The sequence below is a fragment of the Streptomyces sp. NPDC048383 genome (assembly GCF_040651775.1).
GTDB lineage: Bacteria > Actinomycetota > Actinomycetes > Streptomycetales > Streptomycetaceae > Streptomyces.
The window spans coordinates 118,558-133,269 of sequence record NZ_JBEZKS010000002.1; the positions used below are offsets into that span (position 1 = coordinate 118,558).

15 protein-coding genes are annotated in these 14,712 nt (G+C 73.8%); 7 read left to right on the plus strand and 8 right to left on the minus strand.

Annotated features, from left to right (window positions below; genetic code table 11):
- The first annotated feature begins 20 nt into the window (after positions 1-20).
- On the plus strand, positions 21-404 hold the full coding sequence (locus AB0D46_RS03415) for a VOC family protein (RefSeq protein ID WP_362875574.1): 384 nt from the start codon (positions 21-23) through the stop codon (positions 402-404).
- A 219-nt stretch (positions 405-623) separates the two neighbouring features.
- Here the strand turns inward: AB0D46_RS03415 and AB0D46_RS03420 are convergent, their stop codons facing one another.
- A complete protein-coding gene (locus AB0D46_RS03420; RefSeq protein WP_362875575.1) occupies positions 624-1,625 on the minus strand; it encodes an SDR family NAD(P)-dependent oxidoreductase in 1,002 nt (333 codons plus the stop codon).
- On the minus strand, positions 1,622-2,806 hold the full coding sequence (locus tag AB0D46_RS03425; RefSeq protein ID WP_362875576.1) for a UDP-N-acetylglucosamine--N-acetylmuramyl-(pentapeptide) pyrophosphoryl-undecaprenol N-acetylglucosamine transferase: 1,185 nt from the start codon (positions 2,804-2,806) through the stop codon (positions 1,622-1,624). The genes AB0D46_RS03420 and AB0D46_RS03425 overlap by 4 nt, the downstream gene beginning before the upstream one ends.
- Positions 2,807-2,879: 73 nt before the next feature.
- Here AB0D46_RS03425 and AB0D46_RS03430 point away from each other — a divergent pair, with 73 nt between their 5' ends.
- On the plus strand, positions 2,880-3,647 hold the full coding sequence (locus AB0D46_RS03430) for a response regulator transcription factor (protein WP_362875577.1): 768 nt from the start codon (positions 2,880-2,882) through the stop codon (positions 3,645-3,647).
- Positions 3,644-5,029: a HAMP domain-containing sensor histidine kinase gene (locus AB0D46_RS03435; RefSeq protein ID WP_362875578.1), complete on the plus strand. Its 1,386-nt coding sequence runs from the start codon at positions 3,644-3,646 to the stop codon at positions 5,027-5,029. Before AB0D46_RS03430 ends, AB0D46_RS03435 begins: the two co-directional genes overlap by 4 nt.
- 80 nt (positions 5,030-5,109) lie before the next feature.
- Here AB0D46_RS03435 and AB0D46_RS03440 read toward each other — a convergent pair whose 3' ends face one another.
- Positions 5,110-5,637, minus strand: a complete 528-nt coding sequence (locus AB0D46_RS03440) for a DUF5133 domain-containing protein (protein WP_362875579.1) — start codon at positions 5,635-5,637, stop codon at positions 5,110-5,112.
- 203 nt (positions 5,638-5,840) lie between these two features.
- Complete coding sequence (locus AB0D46_RS03445) at positions 5,841-6,101, minus strand: DUF6480 family protein (RefSeq protein ID WP_362875580.1); 261 nt, start codon at positions 6,099-6,101, stop codon at positions 5,841-5,843.
- 269 nt (positions 6,102-6,370) lie between these two features.
- Between AB0D46_RS03445 and AB0D46_RS03450 the strand changes: the two genes are divergently transcribed.
- Positions 6,371-7,609, plus strand: a complete 1,239-nt coding sequence (locus AB0D46_RS03450) for an FAD-dependent oxidoreductase (RefSeq protein ID WP_362875581.1) — start codon at positions 6,371-6,373, stop codon at positions 7,607-7,609.
- A 75-nt stretch (positions 7,610-7,684) separates the two neighbouring features.
- Complete coding sequence (locus AB0D46_RS03455) at positions 7,685-8,917, plus strand: cytochrome P450 (protein WP_362875582.1); 1,233 nt, start codon at positions 7,685-7,687, stop codon at positions 8,915-8,917.
- 77 nt (positions 8,918-8,994) lie between these two features.
- On the opposite strand, the gene AB0D46_RS03460 is transcribed toward AB0D46_RS03455, so the two are convergent.
- From AB0D46_RS03460 to AB0D46_RS03470, 3 genes are all read right to left on the minus strand, one after another.
- Complete coding sequence (locus tag AB0D46_RS03460; protein ID WP_362875583.1) at positions 8,995-9,231, minus strand: hypothetical protein; 237 nt, start codon at positions 9,229-9,231, stop codon at positions 8,995-8,997.
- Positions 9,232-9,314: 83 nt separating this feature from the next.
- Complete coding sequence (locus tag AB0D46_RS03465) at positions 9,315-9,872, minus strand: DM13 domain-containing protein (RefSeq protein ID WP_362875584.1); 558 nt, start codon at positions 9,870-9,872, stop codon at positions 9,315-9,317.
- 100 nt (positions 9,873-9,972) lie between these two features.
- Positions 9,973-11,223: a saccharopine dehydrogenase C-terminal domain-containing protein gene (locus AB0D46_RS03470; protein ID WP_362875585.1), complete on the minus strand. Its 1,251-nt coding sequence runs from the start codon at positions 11,221-11,223 to the stop codon at positions 9,973-9,975.
- 147 nt (positions 11,224-11,370) lie between these two features.
- Here AB0D46_RS03470 and AB0D46_RS03475 point away from each other — a divergent pair, with 147 nt between their 5' ends.
- Together AB0D46_RS03475 and AB0D46_RS03480 are read left to right on the plus strand one after the other, a co-directional pair.
- Positions 11,371-12,081 (plus strand): TetR/AcrR family transcriptional regulator, encoded by a 711-nt coding sequence (locus tag AB0D46_RS03475; protein WP_362875586.1) that lies wholly within the window; start codon positions 11,371-11,373, stop codon positions 12,079-12,081.
- A 97-nt stretch (positions 12,082-12,178) separates the two neighbouring features.
- Positions 12,179-13,759, plus strand: coding sequence for an APC family permease (locus AB0D46_RS03480; RefSeq protein WP_362875587.1), 1,581 nt, complete (start codon positions 12,179-12,181; stop codon positions 13,757-13,759).
- On the opposite strand, the gene AB0D46_RS03485 is transcribed toward AB0D46_RS03480, so the two are convergent.
- Positions 13,747-14,607 carry an MBL fold metallo-hydrolase gene (locus AB0D46_RS03485; RefSeq protein WP_362875588.1) on the minus strand — a complete coding sequence of 287 codons (861 nt, stop codon included), beginning with the start codon at positions 14,605-14,607 and terminating at the stop codon, positions 13,747-13,749. The genes AB0D46_RS03480 and AB0D46_RS03485 overlap by 13 nt on opposite strands.
- Positions 14,608-14,712 lie beyond the last annotated feature (105 nt).

Genomic DNA, 14,712 nt, shown 5'->3' on the forward strand with positions numbered 1-14,712 from the left:
GACCACCTACACTGGCCGTCATGGCATCCCGCATCAGTGAGCTGGTCATCGACGCCGCCGACCCGGAGCGGCTCGCCGCGTTCTGGGGCGAGGTCCTCGGCTACGTCGAACTGGGCCGGGAGGACGACGGAAGCATCGAGATCGGGCCGCCCGGCACCGGTTTCGGTGGTCCGCAGCCCACGCTCGTCCTCAGCCCCAGCAGCAACCCCCGGTCCGGGAAACTCCCCCTGCACATCGACGTCAACCCCACCGACCGGGACCAGAACGCCGAGCTGGAACGACTCCTGGCCCTCGGGGCCCGGCCCGCCGACGTCGGCCAGAGCGGCACCGAGAGCTGGCACGTCCTGACCGACCCGGAAGGCAACGAGTTCTGCCTCCTGCGCACCCGCCTCAAGCCCCTCTGAGCCCGGCGGCCCGCCCGGCGCGGTTGCCACCTGGTCACGCGGCGCGGGCGGCGAGCGGCCGACGGCGCCCGTCATGAGACGTACCCCGCTCCGAGCAGGAGCCGGGCGGACGCGGCCGTCGGCCGTGCCCCGAGCTTGTCAGCACCCGAGGCCCCGCAGCTTGACCGGCGATCTGACAAGTCGTCAAGCACGGGGGTCGGCGTCGGCCCCGCCGCGGAGTCACACCGCGTAGCGGTTCGGGGCGAAGAGACCGGGGTTCGCCGCGATCCAGTCCGAGGTGCGCAGCAGGCCCTCCTCCAGGCCGACCAGGGGCTGCCAGCCCGCCCAGTCCCGGGCGCGGCGGTTGTCCGACAGGAGGCGCTGGACCTCGCTGCCCGAGGGGCGCAGTCGGGCCGGGTCGACGACCACCTCGGCGTCCCGGCCGGAGGCCTTGATCAGGGCCTCGGCCAGGTCGCCGACGGAGATCTCCTCGCCGGTGCCGAGGTTGACGACCTCGCCCAGGGCCCGGTCGCACTCGGCCACCGCCAGGAAGCCCTCGGCCGTGTCCGTGACGTACGTGAAGTCCCGGGTCGGGGTGAGCGAGCCGAGGCGGATTTCGCGGGAGCCGGCGTGGAGTTGGGCGAGGATCGTGGGGATGACCGCGCGGGCCGACTGCCGCGGCCCGTACGTGTTGAAGGGGCGCACCACCGTCACCGGAAGTTCGAAGGCGTGGTGGAAGGAGAGTGCCATCATGTCCGAGCCGATCTTCGACGCGGAGTACGGGGACTGCGGTTGCAGGGGGTGGCTCTCGGAGATCGGGACGGTCAGCGCCGTCCCGTAGACCTCGCTGGTCGAGGTGTGCACGAGGCGGCGTACGCCGTGCCGGCGGCAGGCCTCCGCGACGTTCTGGGTGCCGGTGACGTTGGTCTGCACGTACGCGCCCGGTGAGGCGTAGCTGTACGGGATGCCGATCAGCGCCGCCAGGTGGAGGACGGTGTCGCAGCCTTCGACGGCGTCGCTGACCCGGCCCGCGTCCCGGACGTCACCGGCCCACATTTCGACGGGGCCGTCCGGGTCGGCGAGGTAGCGGGCCAGGTGGCCCTTCTCGGCGTACGGCTTGTAGTGCACGAAGGCCCGTACGCGTGCGCCCCGGGCCACCAGCAGGTCCACCAGTGTCGATCCGATGAAGCCTTCGGCTCCGGTGACGAGGACGGTGCGGCCGGTCCAGCTGTTCTGGTTCATATGCGCTCCAGGTGGGGTGTGGGGACGAAGCCGGCGACGCGGAGGACTTCCGCGGCCAGCAGTTCGGCGGCCCGCGCGTGCGGGCCGGGGTCGGCGGCGCCGGCCATCGCCCTCAGCCGGGCCGGGTCGGCCAGCAGCGCGCCGATCAGGCCGGCGAGGCGTTCGGCGGTGGTTTCGGCGTCGGACAGCAGCAGTCCGGCGCCGGCGTCGGTCAGGACCCGCGCGTTGTGGGTCTGGTGGTCGCCGGGGGCGTGCGGGTAGGGCACCAGGACGGCGGGGACGCCGGTGGCCGCCAGCTCGGCGACGGTCGCCGAGCCGGCGCGGCACACCACGAGGTCGGCGGCCGCGTAGACGAGGTCCATCCGGTCCAGGTACGGCACCGCGCGGGCGATGCGCTGCCCGCCGGAGGCGGCGAGGTCGGCGATCGTGTCGGGGAGCGTGGCCGGGCCCGTCTTGACCAGGAGTTGTACGTCGTCGCGGTACTGCCACAACCCGGCGAGCGCGGTCGCGGCGCGGGTGAGGCGGACGGCGCCGAGGCTGCCGCCGTTGAAGACGACGAGCCGTCGCCCTCGGGGGATGCCGAGCGCCCGCCGGGCGTCGGCGCGCAGGGCCGTCCGGTCCGCTCCGGGCAGTTCGGCGAGGCCGGAGAGGGCGGCGGAGATCGGCATTCCGGTGGTGAGTGCCCGGGCGCCGCCCGAGAGGTGGCCGCGGCTGCGGTCGAAGGCCACGGCGATGTGCGGGGTGAGGCGGGCCGCGAACTGGTTGGCGCGGCCGGGGACGGCGTTGGACTCGTGGATCACGGCCGGCAGCCCGGCCAGGCGGGCCCCGAGGACGGCGGGCGCGCTGGGGTAGCCGCCCATGCCCACGGCGACCTGGGCGCCCTGGGCGCGGATCACGGCGCGGGCCTGGTGCGCGGAGCGCAGCAGGGCGGCGGGCAACAGGTAGCGCTTGGCCCCCAGGGCGGGGTCGAAGGGGATCATGTCGACGGTGTGCAGGCGGTATCCGGCGCCGGGGATCAGCTCGGTCTCCAGGCCCCGCTCGGTCCCGATGAACGAGACCACGGCGCCCGGCACGGCGGCGCGCAGTGCCTCGGCGAGGGCGAGGCCGGGATAGATGTGGCCGCCGGTGCCGCCCGCACCGATCACGACGGAGAGTGCCGCGGGTGTCTGTGGTGTGGTCATGGCCGCACACTCCCGGTGCGCCCTAAGAACGTTCTAAGAGGTTCTCTCAGACGGCTTTGGCAGGCTGTCCCCCATGAACAGTTCGGACAACACGGACGAGCCCGGCAGTACGGGAATCGCCGGCAGTACGGGAGTCGCCGGCGGCGCGGGCGGCGCCCCCGGGCCGCGGATCCTCGTCGTCGATGACGAGCCCGAGGTGCGGGCGGCCGTCGAGGACGGTCTTTCCGTCGAGGGGTACGAGGTCCGGGGCGCGGCGGACGGCCTCGCGGCCCTCTCCCGGGTGGCGACCTGGGAGCCCGACGCGGTCGTCCTCGACGTGATGATGCCGGTGCTCGACGGGCTGGCCGTGTGCCGGCGGCTGCGGGCGCTGGGTGACCGTACGCCGGTCCTCGTGCTGACCGCGCTCGACTCCGTCAGCGAGCGCGTCGACGGGCTGGAGGCCGGGGCGGACGACTACCTCGTCAAGCCGTTCGCGCTGGACGAGCTGGTCGCCCGGGTACGGGCGCTGCTGCGCCGGGCCTCGCCCGGGCCGGCGGGGGGCGCCCCGCTCGGGTTCGCCGACCTCGTCCTGGATCCGGCGACCCGGACCGGGCGGCGGGGTGGGCGGCCGCTGGAGTTCAGTCGTACCGAGGCGGCCCTGCTGGAACTCCTGTTGCGTCACCCGGGTCAGGTGCTCCCGCGCGAGTCGATCCTGGAGCTGGTGTGGGGGCGGGACTTCGGGCCGGACTCCAACTCGCTGGCCGTCTACGTCGGGTACCTGCGCCGGAAGTTGGAGGCCGGTGGGGAGCCGCGGTTGGTCCACACCGTGCACGGGGTCGGCTACCGGTTGGACGCGGCGTGAGCGGCGGGCGTCGGCGGCTCGGCGGTGCCTGGCGCAGGCGGCGTCCCTTGCGGACCCGGCTCGCGCTGGCCGTCACCGCCGCCGTTGCCTTCGTGGCCGTCGGGGTGTGCGCGGCGGCGTTCGTCGTGGTGCGCTCCGCGCTGTACCAGCAGCTCGACCTCAGCCTGACCCAGTCGGCGCGGCTCGCCGCCCAGCGCGACCCGGGGGCGGCGCCGGGCACCCTGGCCGGGGAGTGCCGCTACCTGGCGGCTCCGGCGTGCGCGGAGGTGGTGGCCGCGGATCCCGCCGCCGACCCGGCCGCGCCGGGGTTGCTGCCCGTGAGCCCGGCCGCGCGGGAGGTCGCCGCCGGTCGGCGGGCCCCGTACTACACGAACATCACGTTGTCCGGGTATGCCGCCCGGATGCTCACCACCGACTACGCCAAGGGGCGGGCGCTCCAGGTGGCGCTGCGGGCGGACACGGTCGAGGACGGCATCGAGGACGCCGCCCGGTGGCTCGTGGCGACGGCGGCGGCCGGGGTGCTGCTGGCCGCCGTCCTCGGCCATTGGGTGTCGCGGACCGGGCTGGCGCCGGTGACCCGGCTGACCGCGACGGCCGAGCGGATCGCCGCCACCCGGGACCCGCGGCACCGGATCGAGCTGCCGCCACCGGGGCGGGAGGACGAGATCACCCGGCTGGCCGGGAGCTTCAACACCATGCTGGGCGAGCTGGAGGCGTCGGTCACCGCCCAGCGTCGGCTGGTCGCGGACGCCTCGCACGAGTTGCGCACCCCGCTGACGGCGCTGCGCACCAACGCCGAGCTGTTGGCGCGCGGCGATCGGCTCACCGGGGACCAGCGGGAGCGGGCGTCGGCCGCGCTGGGCCGCCAGCTCCGGGAGGTGACGGGGCTGGTCAACGACCTGATCGAGCTGGCGCGCGACGAGGAGCCGCAGCCGCTGGTGGAGCAGGTCCGGCTCGGCGCGTTGGTGGAGTACTGCGCCGAGGCCGCGCGGACGCACTGGCCGGACGTCCCGTTCCGGGTACGGGTGCCCGCCGAGCCGGTCGTGGTGCCGGGGGTGCCGGCACGGTTGAGCCGGTTGCTGGGGAACCTGCTCGACAACGCGGCGAAGTTCAGCCGGGGCGGGCTGCCCGTGGAGGTGGAGCTGGTGGCGGCCGGCGCCGGTGGGGGCGCGGAGCTGACCGTCCGCGACCACGGGCCGGGGATTTCGGAGCAGGACCTGCCGTACGTATTCGACCGGTTTTACCGGGCCGGGGCGGCCCGCGCCCTGCCGGGGTCGGGGCTGGGCCTGGCCATGGCCCGGCAGATCGCCCGGGCCCACGCCGCCGAGCTGACGGCGGAGGCCGCTCCGGGCGGAGGCGCGCTGTTCCGACTGACGTTCTGAGGGCCACCGGTCGGGGGCGCGCTGTTCCGACTGACGTTCTGAGCGCCGCCGGGTGGGGGCTCGTGGGGCGGTGGCGCGTTTCAGGTCGCCTCGGCCAGGTGGCGCTCCGCCGCCAGTACCGCTTCGTGGGCGCTGGGGCGGCCCATGAGGACGCAGAGGGTGTGGGCGGCGTCGTCCATGGCGCGTAGGGCGCCGGGGTCGTGCGGGGTGTGCGTGAGGCGGGCCTGGCAGCCCCGCAGCCGGGAGAGGACCTCCTCGGTCCGGGTCCGGCTGGGCGGCGGTGTAGCGCCCGGCGTCGGCGCGGCCGGGGTGCGGGCCGCCGCCACCGCGCGGTGGAGGGCGCGCACGACGCGTCCCGGTGCGGACGCGGGGCCCTCGCCGGGCGCCGTCGCCATCGCGCAGGCCAGCTCGGCAACGGTGACCTGGGCGAGGTCGGCGGCCGTCGCGAGGATCAGGCGCGCGTGCCGGGCCGTGCACGGCGTCGACGCCATCAGCAGGCCCAGGGCGCGCGCGACCGCGTCGTGGCCCGGGAAGTGTCCCGGGAACGGCTTCGCCGATCGGGCCGGCGCGGGGGCGGGTTGCTGTGTCCGAAGACCGGGCTCAGACATGCGTTGCCCTTTCGTTCCGAGGCGGCAGCGGGGGGAGTCCGGGATGGCGGGCATGGCGGGGATGCTCCGGGGCTCACGGGCTCCGGGTGCTCATGAAACATATGCCGGGGTCCGCCGCGATCGGGTACGCGGCACGGGCTTCATCCGTCCCGGACCTGTGGCGAACCGGGGGTCTCGGGCTCGGACGCGGCGGACGACGCTGCTCAGAGGTCCAGGAAGACCGCGTAGGCCAGGAAGAACAGGGCGCAGGCGAACGCCAGCAGGCAGATCACCACGAGCGGCCCCATGCCCCAGCCGCGGGTGAGCGGCCGGTACGGACCCGCCCCCGAGCCGGTGCTGGACTCCCCCGGCGGGGTCTCTCCCGGCGGCACCCCACCAGCGGTGGGCAGGGGGGACGCGGGCCCCACGGCCGGATCCGACGACGCCGGGTCCGACGGCTCCGGGTCCGGGATGTGTGCGGACATGGGTCCTCCTCATCTCGACGGCCACGTCCGTTCCCCGCACCCTCGGCGACGCGCCCCGCGCTGACGCGGGTGGCTCCGAGAGCCCGGGATGCCCGGCGCCTACCCACGCCCCACCCCGGCACGCCTCGGTTCCGTACCGGGGCGGCCTGCTGCCTCCTGGGTGCGGTCGGGCACGGCACCGGGCCGCCCGGCCCCACCGCCTTACGGGCCCAGTAGCCCCGATTGCGGTATATGTCCTGTGGGGCCCGCCCGGTCCCGCGGAGGGAGTGATGGCCGTGGAACGCACGACGTGCTGCGTGGTGGGAGGCGGACCGGCCGGGATGGTGCTGGCCCTGCTGCTGGCGCGGGCGGGGGTGGAGGTGACCGTACTGGAGAAGCACGGGGACTTCCTGCGCGACTTCCGCGGCGACACCGTGCACCCCTCCACCCTGTCGCTGCTGGACGACATCGGTCTCGCGGAACGGTTCGCCCGGCTGCCGCAGCGCCGGGTGACCTCCGTCCAGCTGCCCCTCGGCCCGGACGGCTCGCTCGTCACGGTCGGGAACATCGGGGCGCTGCCGGGCCCGTACAACTACATCGCGATGGTGCCGCAGTGGGACCTGCTCGCCCTCCTCGCCGACGAGGCACGCCGCGAGCCCTCCTTCCGGCTGCGCATGAACACCGGGGCGACGTCCTTCCTGATGGAGGGCGGACGCGTCGTGGGCGTGCGGTACCGGACCGCGGACGGCGGAGCCGGCGAGATCCGGGCCCATCTGACGGTGGCCTGCGACGGCCGCGGTTCGTTGGCCAGGGCGCTGCCGGAACTGGGGCTGGAGCGCTTTCCGTGCCCCATGGACGCCTGGTGGTTCCGCCTGCCGCGCCACGAGGACGATCCCAGCGGGCTGGTGGGGGGCGTGGGAGACCGGTTCTTCACCGCGCTCATCGACCGCGGCGACTACTGGCAGTGCGCGGCGCTGATTCCCAAGGGGACCGATGTCGCGCGGCGCGCCGAGGGCCTGGAGCGGTTCAACGCCCGGTTCGCGCAGGCGGCCCCCTGGCTCGCGGACCGGGCCCACGCCCTCACGTCCTGGGACGAGGTCAAACTGCTCGACGTCCGGCTGGAGCGGCTGCGGCGCTGGCACCGACCCGGGTTGCTGTGCATCGGTGACGCCGCCCACGCCATGTCGCCGGTCTTCGGCATCGGCATCAACCTCGCCGTCCAGGACGCCGTCGCCGCCGCCCGCCATCTCGTACGGCCGCTGCGGGAGGGCGCCGTGGGGCTCCGGGACGTGCGCCGCGTACAGCAGCGCCGGCTGCCCACCACGGTGGTCACCCAGGGGCTCCAGCGCATGGCCCACCGGCAGGTCATCGAGCCGTTGCTGGCCGGCCGCACCGCGTTCGGTGACCCCCGGCGGGCCCGGCGGATGACCGATCTGATCACCGACTCCCGGTGGCTGAACCGGGTCCCGGCGTACTTCCTCGCCTACGGGGCCCTGCGCGAGCGTCCCCCGAAGGAGTCGCTCCGCTGAGCCGGCACGCCCGCTGCCCGGCGCCCGCCGAACCGACGCACCCGCTGATCCGTGGAAGACACCCTGGGAGGCACCATGACTGAGCGGCCGGTCCACCTGCCCTACGCCGACCCGGCTTTCGTCGCGGACCCGTTCCCGCTGTACCGGCAACTGCGTGAGGACGGCCCCGTGCGCCGGACCGTCATCGCGGGCGGCCTGGAGGCGTGGCTCGTCACCCGCTACGAGGACGGCCTGGCGGCCCTGTCCGACCCCCGCCTCAGCAGCGACGTACGCGACGCCGCCGACACCCGGCTGCTGCGGCAGCTGCCCGGCACCGAGCGCGAGTCGATGCTGAGCAACATGCTCCGCAGCGATCCGCCGGACCACACGCGCCTGCGCCGCCTGGTCTCCAAGGCGTTCACCGCCCGTCGCGTGGCCGGGATGCGGCCGCGGATCCAGGCCCTCACCGACCGGCTGCTGGACGCGGTCGTACCGACCGGCCGCGCCGACCTCGTCGCGGACTTCGCGCTGCCGCTCCCGGTCACGGTGATCAGTGAACTGCTGGGGGTGCCGGTGGACGACCGCCACGACTTCCAGCACTGGACCGATCGCCTGATCATGCGGGGTGCGGGGCCGCCGGATCCCGCCGTGGTGAACGAGGCGTGGCTGCACATGCGCGCCTACGTCACCGAACTCATCCGGGACAAGCGGGCCCGCCCGGCCGACGACCTGCTCAGCGACCTCGTGGCGGCCCGGGACGAGGAACAGCGGCTCACCGAGGACGAGCTGGTCGCGATGGTGTTCCTGCTGCTCGCCGCGGGCTACGTCACCACGGTCAACCTGATCGGCGGCGGCATCTCCACCCTGCTCGCCCACCCCGACCAGCTCGACCTGCTGCGCTCGGATCCGTCCCTGCTGCCGGACGCGGTCGAGGAGTTCCTGCGCTACGACGGCCCGGTCAGCCCCGGCATCGCCCGGTTCGCGCGGGAGGACGTCGAGATCGCGGGCGTGAGCGTGCCGCGCGGCGCGACCGTACTGATCGGCTCGGCCCTCGCCGACCGCGACCCGGCGCGCTTCCCGGATCCCGAGCGCCTGGACATCACCCGACAGGACAACGCCCACCTCGCGTTCGGGCACGGCATCCACTACTGCCTGGGCGCCCCCCTGGCCCGACTGGAGGGCCAGATCGCGATCGGTACGGTGCTGCGCCGGCTCCCCGGCCTCGCCCTCGCGGTACCGCCGGACGAGATCCCCTGGCGGCCGGGCGGCCTGCGCGGCCCCCAGAGCCTGCCGGTGACCTTCACCCCGGGCGCCCCGGCGACCGGGTAGCGGTCCCCGAACGCCGTCGTGCCGTGCCGATGACTGCTTCGCCGGTACGGCACGACGGTACGGGCCCATGTGCGGGGTCAGGATTCCCCGTCGCGCCTCTCGTCCTCGTCCCGCTCGCGCGGGTTCTCGTCCTGGCGGGGGTACTTGAGCTCCTCGGGGCTCTTCCCCCGGGCCTTCACCGCGCTCGTGCCGGGGTGAACGGGGTCCTGCTCGGGGCGGTCCGTGCGCTCCCGCCCGGGTCGCCCGGTGCGCTCCTGCTGCTGCTCCTCGCGGCCCTTGCCGGGCTCCTGACGCTTGTCCTGCATACCGCCCATGACGGCGACTCCTCGCAACGGCTGGGATGGGTTGCCTGCGGCTCCACGCTGTCGCCCCCACGGCTCCTCCGCAACCGCAGTCCTCAGGCCCGGGTCAGTTCCGCCGCGCCGAAGGAGACGTCGAAGCGGTCGCACCAAATGGCGACGCTGCTGTACGCGGACAGGTCGAGGTCGGGCGGTACCTCGTAGTTCTGGTCGCCCTTGTTGCCCTTCAGCTTGCCGAGGCTGACGTGCTTGCCGTCGTCGAAGACGCGCCAGCCCGCCGTGCCCTCCTTGACCGGGGCGTCCGTCAGCCACACGCGCAGGTCCGGCCCGTTGCTGGTGTCGAGGTTCTCCAGCCGGAGCGTGTGCGAACCGTCCGCGAGGCGGATGAGCTTCGCCGTGCCCGTGGTGGTGTGCTCGTGGCTGATCAGGTCACCCCGGGCCACGGTCCGCAGCGGCGGGGCGGCGGGGGCGGCGGCGCCCGACGGTGGGGCGGGCGCGGACGGTGCGGGCTTCATGGCCGTCGGCAGGGCCTCGTCCACGCGGTCGTCCTGCCAGAGCTTCCACGGCTGGAACCAGTACACGCCCACGCCCAACAGCACCAGGGCCGTCACCAGTCCCGCGATGAAGAACCGTCCGCGCCGCTTGCCGTTCACCATTGCCGCTCCCCTGCCGAACCCACTGATCGTTTCCCCCATTCAACGGGGTGGGCGGACGGCGTCGCCACAGGGAAACGACGACGAGATCCTTACGCCCGACTCACCGGCCCGGCGCCGCCGGGGTCGCGGCGGCCTGGTCGCGCAGGCCCCAGGGCGAGCCGTACGCGGTGAGCAGGTCGAGGAAGGGTCGGGGCGGCAGCGCTTCGGGGCCGAGGACGCCCGACCCGGACCACACGCCGCCGGCCAGGAGTTCCATGGCCACCACCGGGTTGACGGCGGTCTGCCAGACGACGGCCTGGGAGCCGTACTCGCGCATGGACCACTGGTTGTCGACCACGTGGTAGAGGTAGACCTCGCGCGGCAGGCCGTCCTTGGTGCCCTTGACCCAGGTGCCCGCGCAGGTCTTGCCGGTCATCCGGTCGCCGAGACCGGCCGGGTCGGGCAGGCAGGCCGCGACCACGTCGCGGGGCGAGACCCGGACCGGGCCGTGCTCGCCGCGGACGGTGACCGGCTCGGTGGAGTCCAGGCCCAGGGCGTGGAGCGTCTTCAGCTTGCCGATGAAGTCGTCGCCCAGGCCGTACTTGAAGGTGACCCGACGCGCCCCCACCCAGCGCGGGATGAGGAGGACCTCCTCGTGCTCGACGTTGACGCACTCGACGGGACCGATGCCCTCCGGGAAGTCGAAGACCTCCGGCTCGCTGAACGGCTCGGTGGTGAACCAGCCGCGCTCGCGCTCGTACACCACGGGCGGGTTCAGGCACTCCTCGATCGTCGTCCAGATGTTGAAGGACGGGGCGAAGTCGTAGCCCTCGACGGCCAGGTTCGCCCCGTCACGGATGCCGATCTCCTCGATCTCGTCGAAGAGTTCGTCGGCCGCGTAGCGGGCGAAGACGTCGGAGAGTCCCGGCTCGACGCCCATGCCGACGAGCGCCAGCCGGCCCGACTTCTCCCATTCCTCGGCCCGTTCGAACTGCTCGTCGCCGAGCTTCACCCCGCACTCGCCGTGCGGGTGTTCGGGGTGCGGGCGGGAGAGGGACATGGCCATGTCGAGGTAGTGACTGCCCGCCGCCAGCGCCGCGTTGAACAGGGGCATCACGAAGCGCGGGTCGGTCGCGTTCATCAGGACGTCGCACCCGTGCTCGGTCAGCAGTCGGGTGACCGCCGCCTCGTCGGAGGCGTCGACGCGGCAGGCGCTGAAGCGCTGTTCCGCGTCCCCGAGGGCCGCGACGGCGGCCTGCGCGCGGCCGAGGTCGTAGTCGGCGACGACGAAGTGGTCGAAGAAGTCGCGGCGGGCGGCGATCCGGGTGATCGCACTGCCGACACCGCCGGCACCCACGAGCAGAACACGCATGGCGAGGTCCTTTCTCTGTGAGGCGTGTGCCTCGGGGTCTGATGGAACCCGCCGCCACGAGCTAAGGTCAATGGTGTTGGCATAAGCTCGGCCGGGCGCCCGCGGCGTGGCGCGCGGCCGTAGGGAAAACGACGGAGAGGGCGGGCGATGGCGAAGGACGTGATCCCGGAGGACGCGCGCAGGCGGCGGCGTCCGACCCGGCAGGGGACGGTGCTCTCCGAGCGGTTGATCGTCGAAACCGCCCTGCGGATGGTGCGCGAGCACGGCAGCGCGGGGCTGTCGGCCCGGCGGCTCGGCGCCGCCCTGGGCGCGGACCCCAGCACCCTGTACCGGTACTTCGACGGCATGGACGGCCTGACCCTGGCCATGGGCGAGGAGCTGATCGGCCGGGCGCTCTCCGGGTGGGTGCCGACCGGGCGGTGGCGTGAGGACCTGCGCGCCCTGGGGCTCCGCATCCACGGCGCGTACCTCGCGCATCCGCAGGCCGCGCTGCTGACCGCGAGCCGGGTGACCGGTCGGCCGCGGGAGATCGCCGCCGACGAGGCGATCCTCGGCAGCCTGCGCGGCGCGGGGTTCCCCGACGACGACGCCGTACGGATCTACCACGCCTACATCGACCAGTGCCTGGCCTTCGCGGCGCTCGACGCCGGCCCGTTCGCGCTGACGGCGAAAGCCCGCGAGGCGGACGAGGAGCGCTGGGAGTCGACGTACGCCCGGTTGCCCGCCGACGCGTACCCGAACATCGCGGCCACCGTCGGGCTGCTGGCCGCCCGGATGCCGCACAGCGCCTACCCGGTCGCGCTGGAGATGCTCCTGGACAGCGCCGCGCGCGAACTGGGCGACCTGCCCGCGCGCTGAGCCGGGGCTCGCTTATGCCAACACCATTGACCCCCTGTACGGGACACGGGTTTCCTCGTCGCATTCACGCCCCGTTCACACCGCACAGTGAGGGACCATGGTCGAAGACACCCCGCGGACGCCGGCCGCCACGCTCAGACCCGATGCGATCGGTTTCGTCGACGCCCTCGCCATCGGGCTCAACGCCACCTCGCCGGCGTACTCACTGGCCGCCGTCATCGGACCGATCGTCGCCCTGGTCGGCGTCCACGCTCCCGGGGTGATGCTCGCCTCATTCGTGCCGATGGTGCTCATCGCCTCCGCCTTCTACTACCTGAACCGGGCCGATCCGGACTGCGGCACGACCTTCTCGTGGGTGACCCGCGCCCTGGGGCCGACGGCCGGTTGGCTCGGCGGCTGGGCGATCACGATGACCGGCGTCCTGGTGGTGGGTTCGCTGGCGGACGTGGCCGTGCACTTCGGCCTGTTGGCCGTCGGACTCGACGGTTGGGCCGCGAACACCCTGGTCCGCCAGTCGCTGACCGTGCTGCTGATCGTGGCGATGGCCGCGCTGTGCGTACGGGACACCCAGACCGCGGCGCGTCTGCAGAACGTCCTCGTCCTGTTGCAGACCGTCTGCCTGTTCGTCTTCGCGGCCGTCGCCCTCCACAAGGTCTTCTCCGGTACCGGCTCCCTCGACGCGGTACGTCCCGCCGCCGGCTGGCTCAACCCGTTCGGGGCCGGGGGCACGGCGCTGACGGGCGGGCTGCTGCTCGGCGTGTTCGTGTACTGGGGTTGGGAGTCGGCCGTCAACCTCTCCGAGGAGACGACGGATCCCTCCTCCACCCCGGGCAGGGCCGGCATCTGGTCGACGGTGGTGCTGCTGGCCACGTACGTCTCGGTGGCGTTCGCCGTCGTCGCCTTCGCGGGCACCGCCTATCTGAGCGCGCACGCCGACGACGAGGAGGCCGTGTTCGCCTCGCTGGCCCGGGAGGTCCTCGGCGGCTGGGACTGGGTCGTCCTCCTCGCCGTGGCGACCTCGGCGCTCGCCTCCACCCAGACGACGATCATCCCGGCTTCCCGTACCGCGCTGTCCATGGCGCGCAGGCACGCCCTGCCCAGCCGGTTCGGTCGGATCCACGGCCGCTACCGCACCCCCGCCGTCAGCACGTGGTGGGTCGCCGGCACGGCCACCGTCTGGTACCTGCTCATCCACCGGATCAGCGAGAACGCCCTCGCCGGCTCCCTGACGGCGCTCTCCCTGCTCATCGCCTTCTACTACGCCCTCACCGGCATCGCCTGCGCCGTCTACCACCGGCGCCGGCTGACGGCGGGAGTACGCGAGTTCCTGTTCATCGGCGCCGGTCCCGTCATCGGCGCGGTGATGCTGATCTGGCTGCTCGTCGAAGCGGTCGCCGACATGGCGGACCCGGCCAACTCGGCCGGCGGGACGTCCTGGTTCGGCCTCGGGCCGCCCTTGGTCATCGCCCTCGGCCTGAGCCTCGTCGGCACCGTGGTGATGCTGGCCCGGCGCGCGGTGTCCGGCGCGTTCTGGACGGATCGTCCCGGTGTGTACGAGGGCCCGGCCGCGCCGGCATCGACCGGGGGGAGGCCGGCCGACAGGGACGCGACCGAACCGGCACCGGAGGCGGACCGCGTGGCGGCCGGGCCCGCCGGCCGGTCCCGTCAGTCCCGGTAGACGAGGACGAACTCGTCGTACGGGTGGGCGCCCCGGCCGTCCGCCGTCTCGTCGAGGGCCCGGCGCAGCGCGTGCAGGTGGCCGGTGGTGAGCTGGAGCGGGGGCTCGTCCGGCTGGTGCGTGGTGCCGCGCGGGTAGTCCTCGCCCGGCCTGGTGGTCATCTCGATGTGACAGCCGAGGACGTGGCGGACGGGGCGGGTCGCGCAGAAGTCCAACAGCCGGTCGACGGTGGCCGAGTACGCCGCCCGGTCCTCGATGTAGAGCCGGCCCGGGTAGACGGAGTCGCCGGTCAGTAGCAGCCCGGTGTGCCGGTCGTGGAAGACCAGTCCGGCCTCCTGGTGGCCGGGGCCGGGCAGCAGGTCGAGGATCCGGCCGCCCAGATCGAGCTCCCCGGTCCGGTGCGGCCAGTCCACCAGCGCGAAGGACGACGTGACCTCGTCCAGGCCCGCGCCCACGACCGTGGTGAGCGGCCGGTCCGCGAACTGGCCGTCCGCCGCGGTGTGGTCGCCGTGCCCGTGGGTGTGGGCGACCAGCAGGCCGTATCCGGGCCGCGGGTGGCGGGCCAACCAGTCCGCCACGAGGGTGTCGACCGTTGCCCGCAGCGGGAAGTGGGCGGCTTCGGCGGAGGCGCCCGTGTCCAGGAGCAGGGCGCGGTCATTGCCGAAGAGGAGGAACAGGAACGGAGCCTCGTAGTGCACGGACTTGTTCTGGCGCAGGATCACCGTGTGCTCGGTGTACGCGTGGACCTGGATCTCCGGCGCCGGGTCATGCCGGGGCGAGGGCCACCCCGCGTGCCAGACGACGTCGAGGCGGCCTTCGACCGGGGTGTCCCGCAGAAAATCGATCACGCGTCCAACCTACCCGCGAGTCGGTCGGCGCGGGCATGCGGATCGGAGCGGCGGACGGTCCGCGAGGAGGGCGGGCGCGGGCGTGTCGGTGGCCGCCGCGGGGAC

Coding starts and splice junctions, on each gene's coding strand:
- AB0D46_RS03415 (WP_362875574.1), top strand. CDS start 21: ATGGCATCCCGCATCAGTGAGCTGGTCATCGACGCCGCCGACCCGGAG.
- AB0D46_RS03420 (WP_362875575.1), bottom strand. CDS start 1,625: ATGAACCAGAACAGCTGGACCGGCCGCACCGTCCTCGTCACCGGAGCC.
- AB0D46_RS03425 (WP_362875576.1), bottom strand. CDS start 2,806: ATGACCACACCACAGACACCCGCGGCACTCTCCGTCGTGATCGGTGCG.
- AB0D46_RS03430 (WP_362875577.1), top strand. CDS start 2,880: ATGAACAGTTCGGACAACACGGACGAGCCCGGCAGTACGGGAATCGCC.
- AB0D46_RS03440 (WP_362875579.1), bottom strand. CDS start 5,637: ATGTCTGAGCCCGGTCTTCGGACACAGCAACCCGCCCCCGCGCCGGCC.
- AB0D46_RS03445 (WP_362875580.1), bottom strand. CDS start 6,101: ATGTCCGCACACATCCCGGACCCGGAGCCGTCGGACCCGGCGTCGTCG.
- AB0D46_RS03450 (WP_362875581.1), top strand. CDS start 6,371: ATGGCCGTGGAACGCACGACGTGCTGCGTGGTGGGAGGCGGACCGGCC.
- AB0D46_RS03455 (WP_362875582.1), top strand. CDS start 7,685: ATGACTGAGCGGCCGGTCCACCTGCCCTACGCCGACCCGGCTTTCGTC.
- AB0D46_RS03460 (WP_362875583.1), bottom strand. CDS start 9,231: ATGGGCGGTATGCAGGACAAGCGTCAGGAGCCCGGCAAGGGCCGCGAG.
- AB0D46_RS03465 (WP_362875584.1), bottom strand. CDS start 9,872: ATGGTGAACGGCAAGCGGCGCGGACGGTTCTTCATCGCGGGACTGGTG.
- AB0D46_RS03470 (WP_362875585.1), bottom strand. CDS start 11,223: ATGCGTGTTCTGCTCGTGGGTGCCGGCGGTGTCGGCAGTGCGATCACC.
- AB0D46_RS03475 (WP_362875586.1), top strand. CDS start 11,371: ATGGCGAAGGACGTGATCCCGGAGGACGCGCGCAGGCGGCGGCGTCCG.
- AB0D46_RS03480 (WP_362875587.1), top strand. CDS start 12,179: ATGGTCGAAGACACCCCGCGGACGCCGGCCGCCACGCTCAGACCCGAT.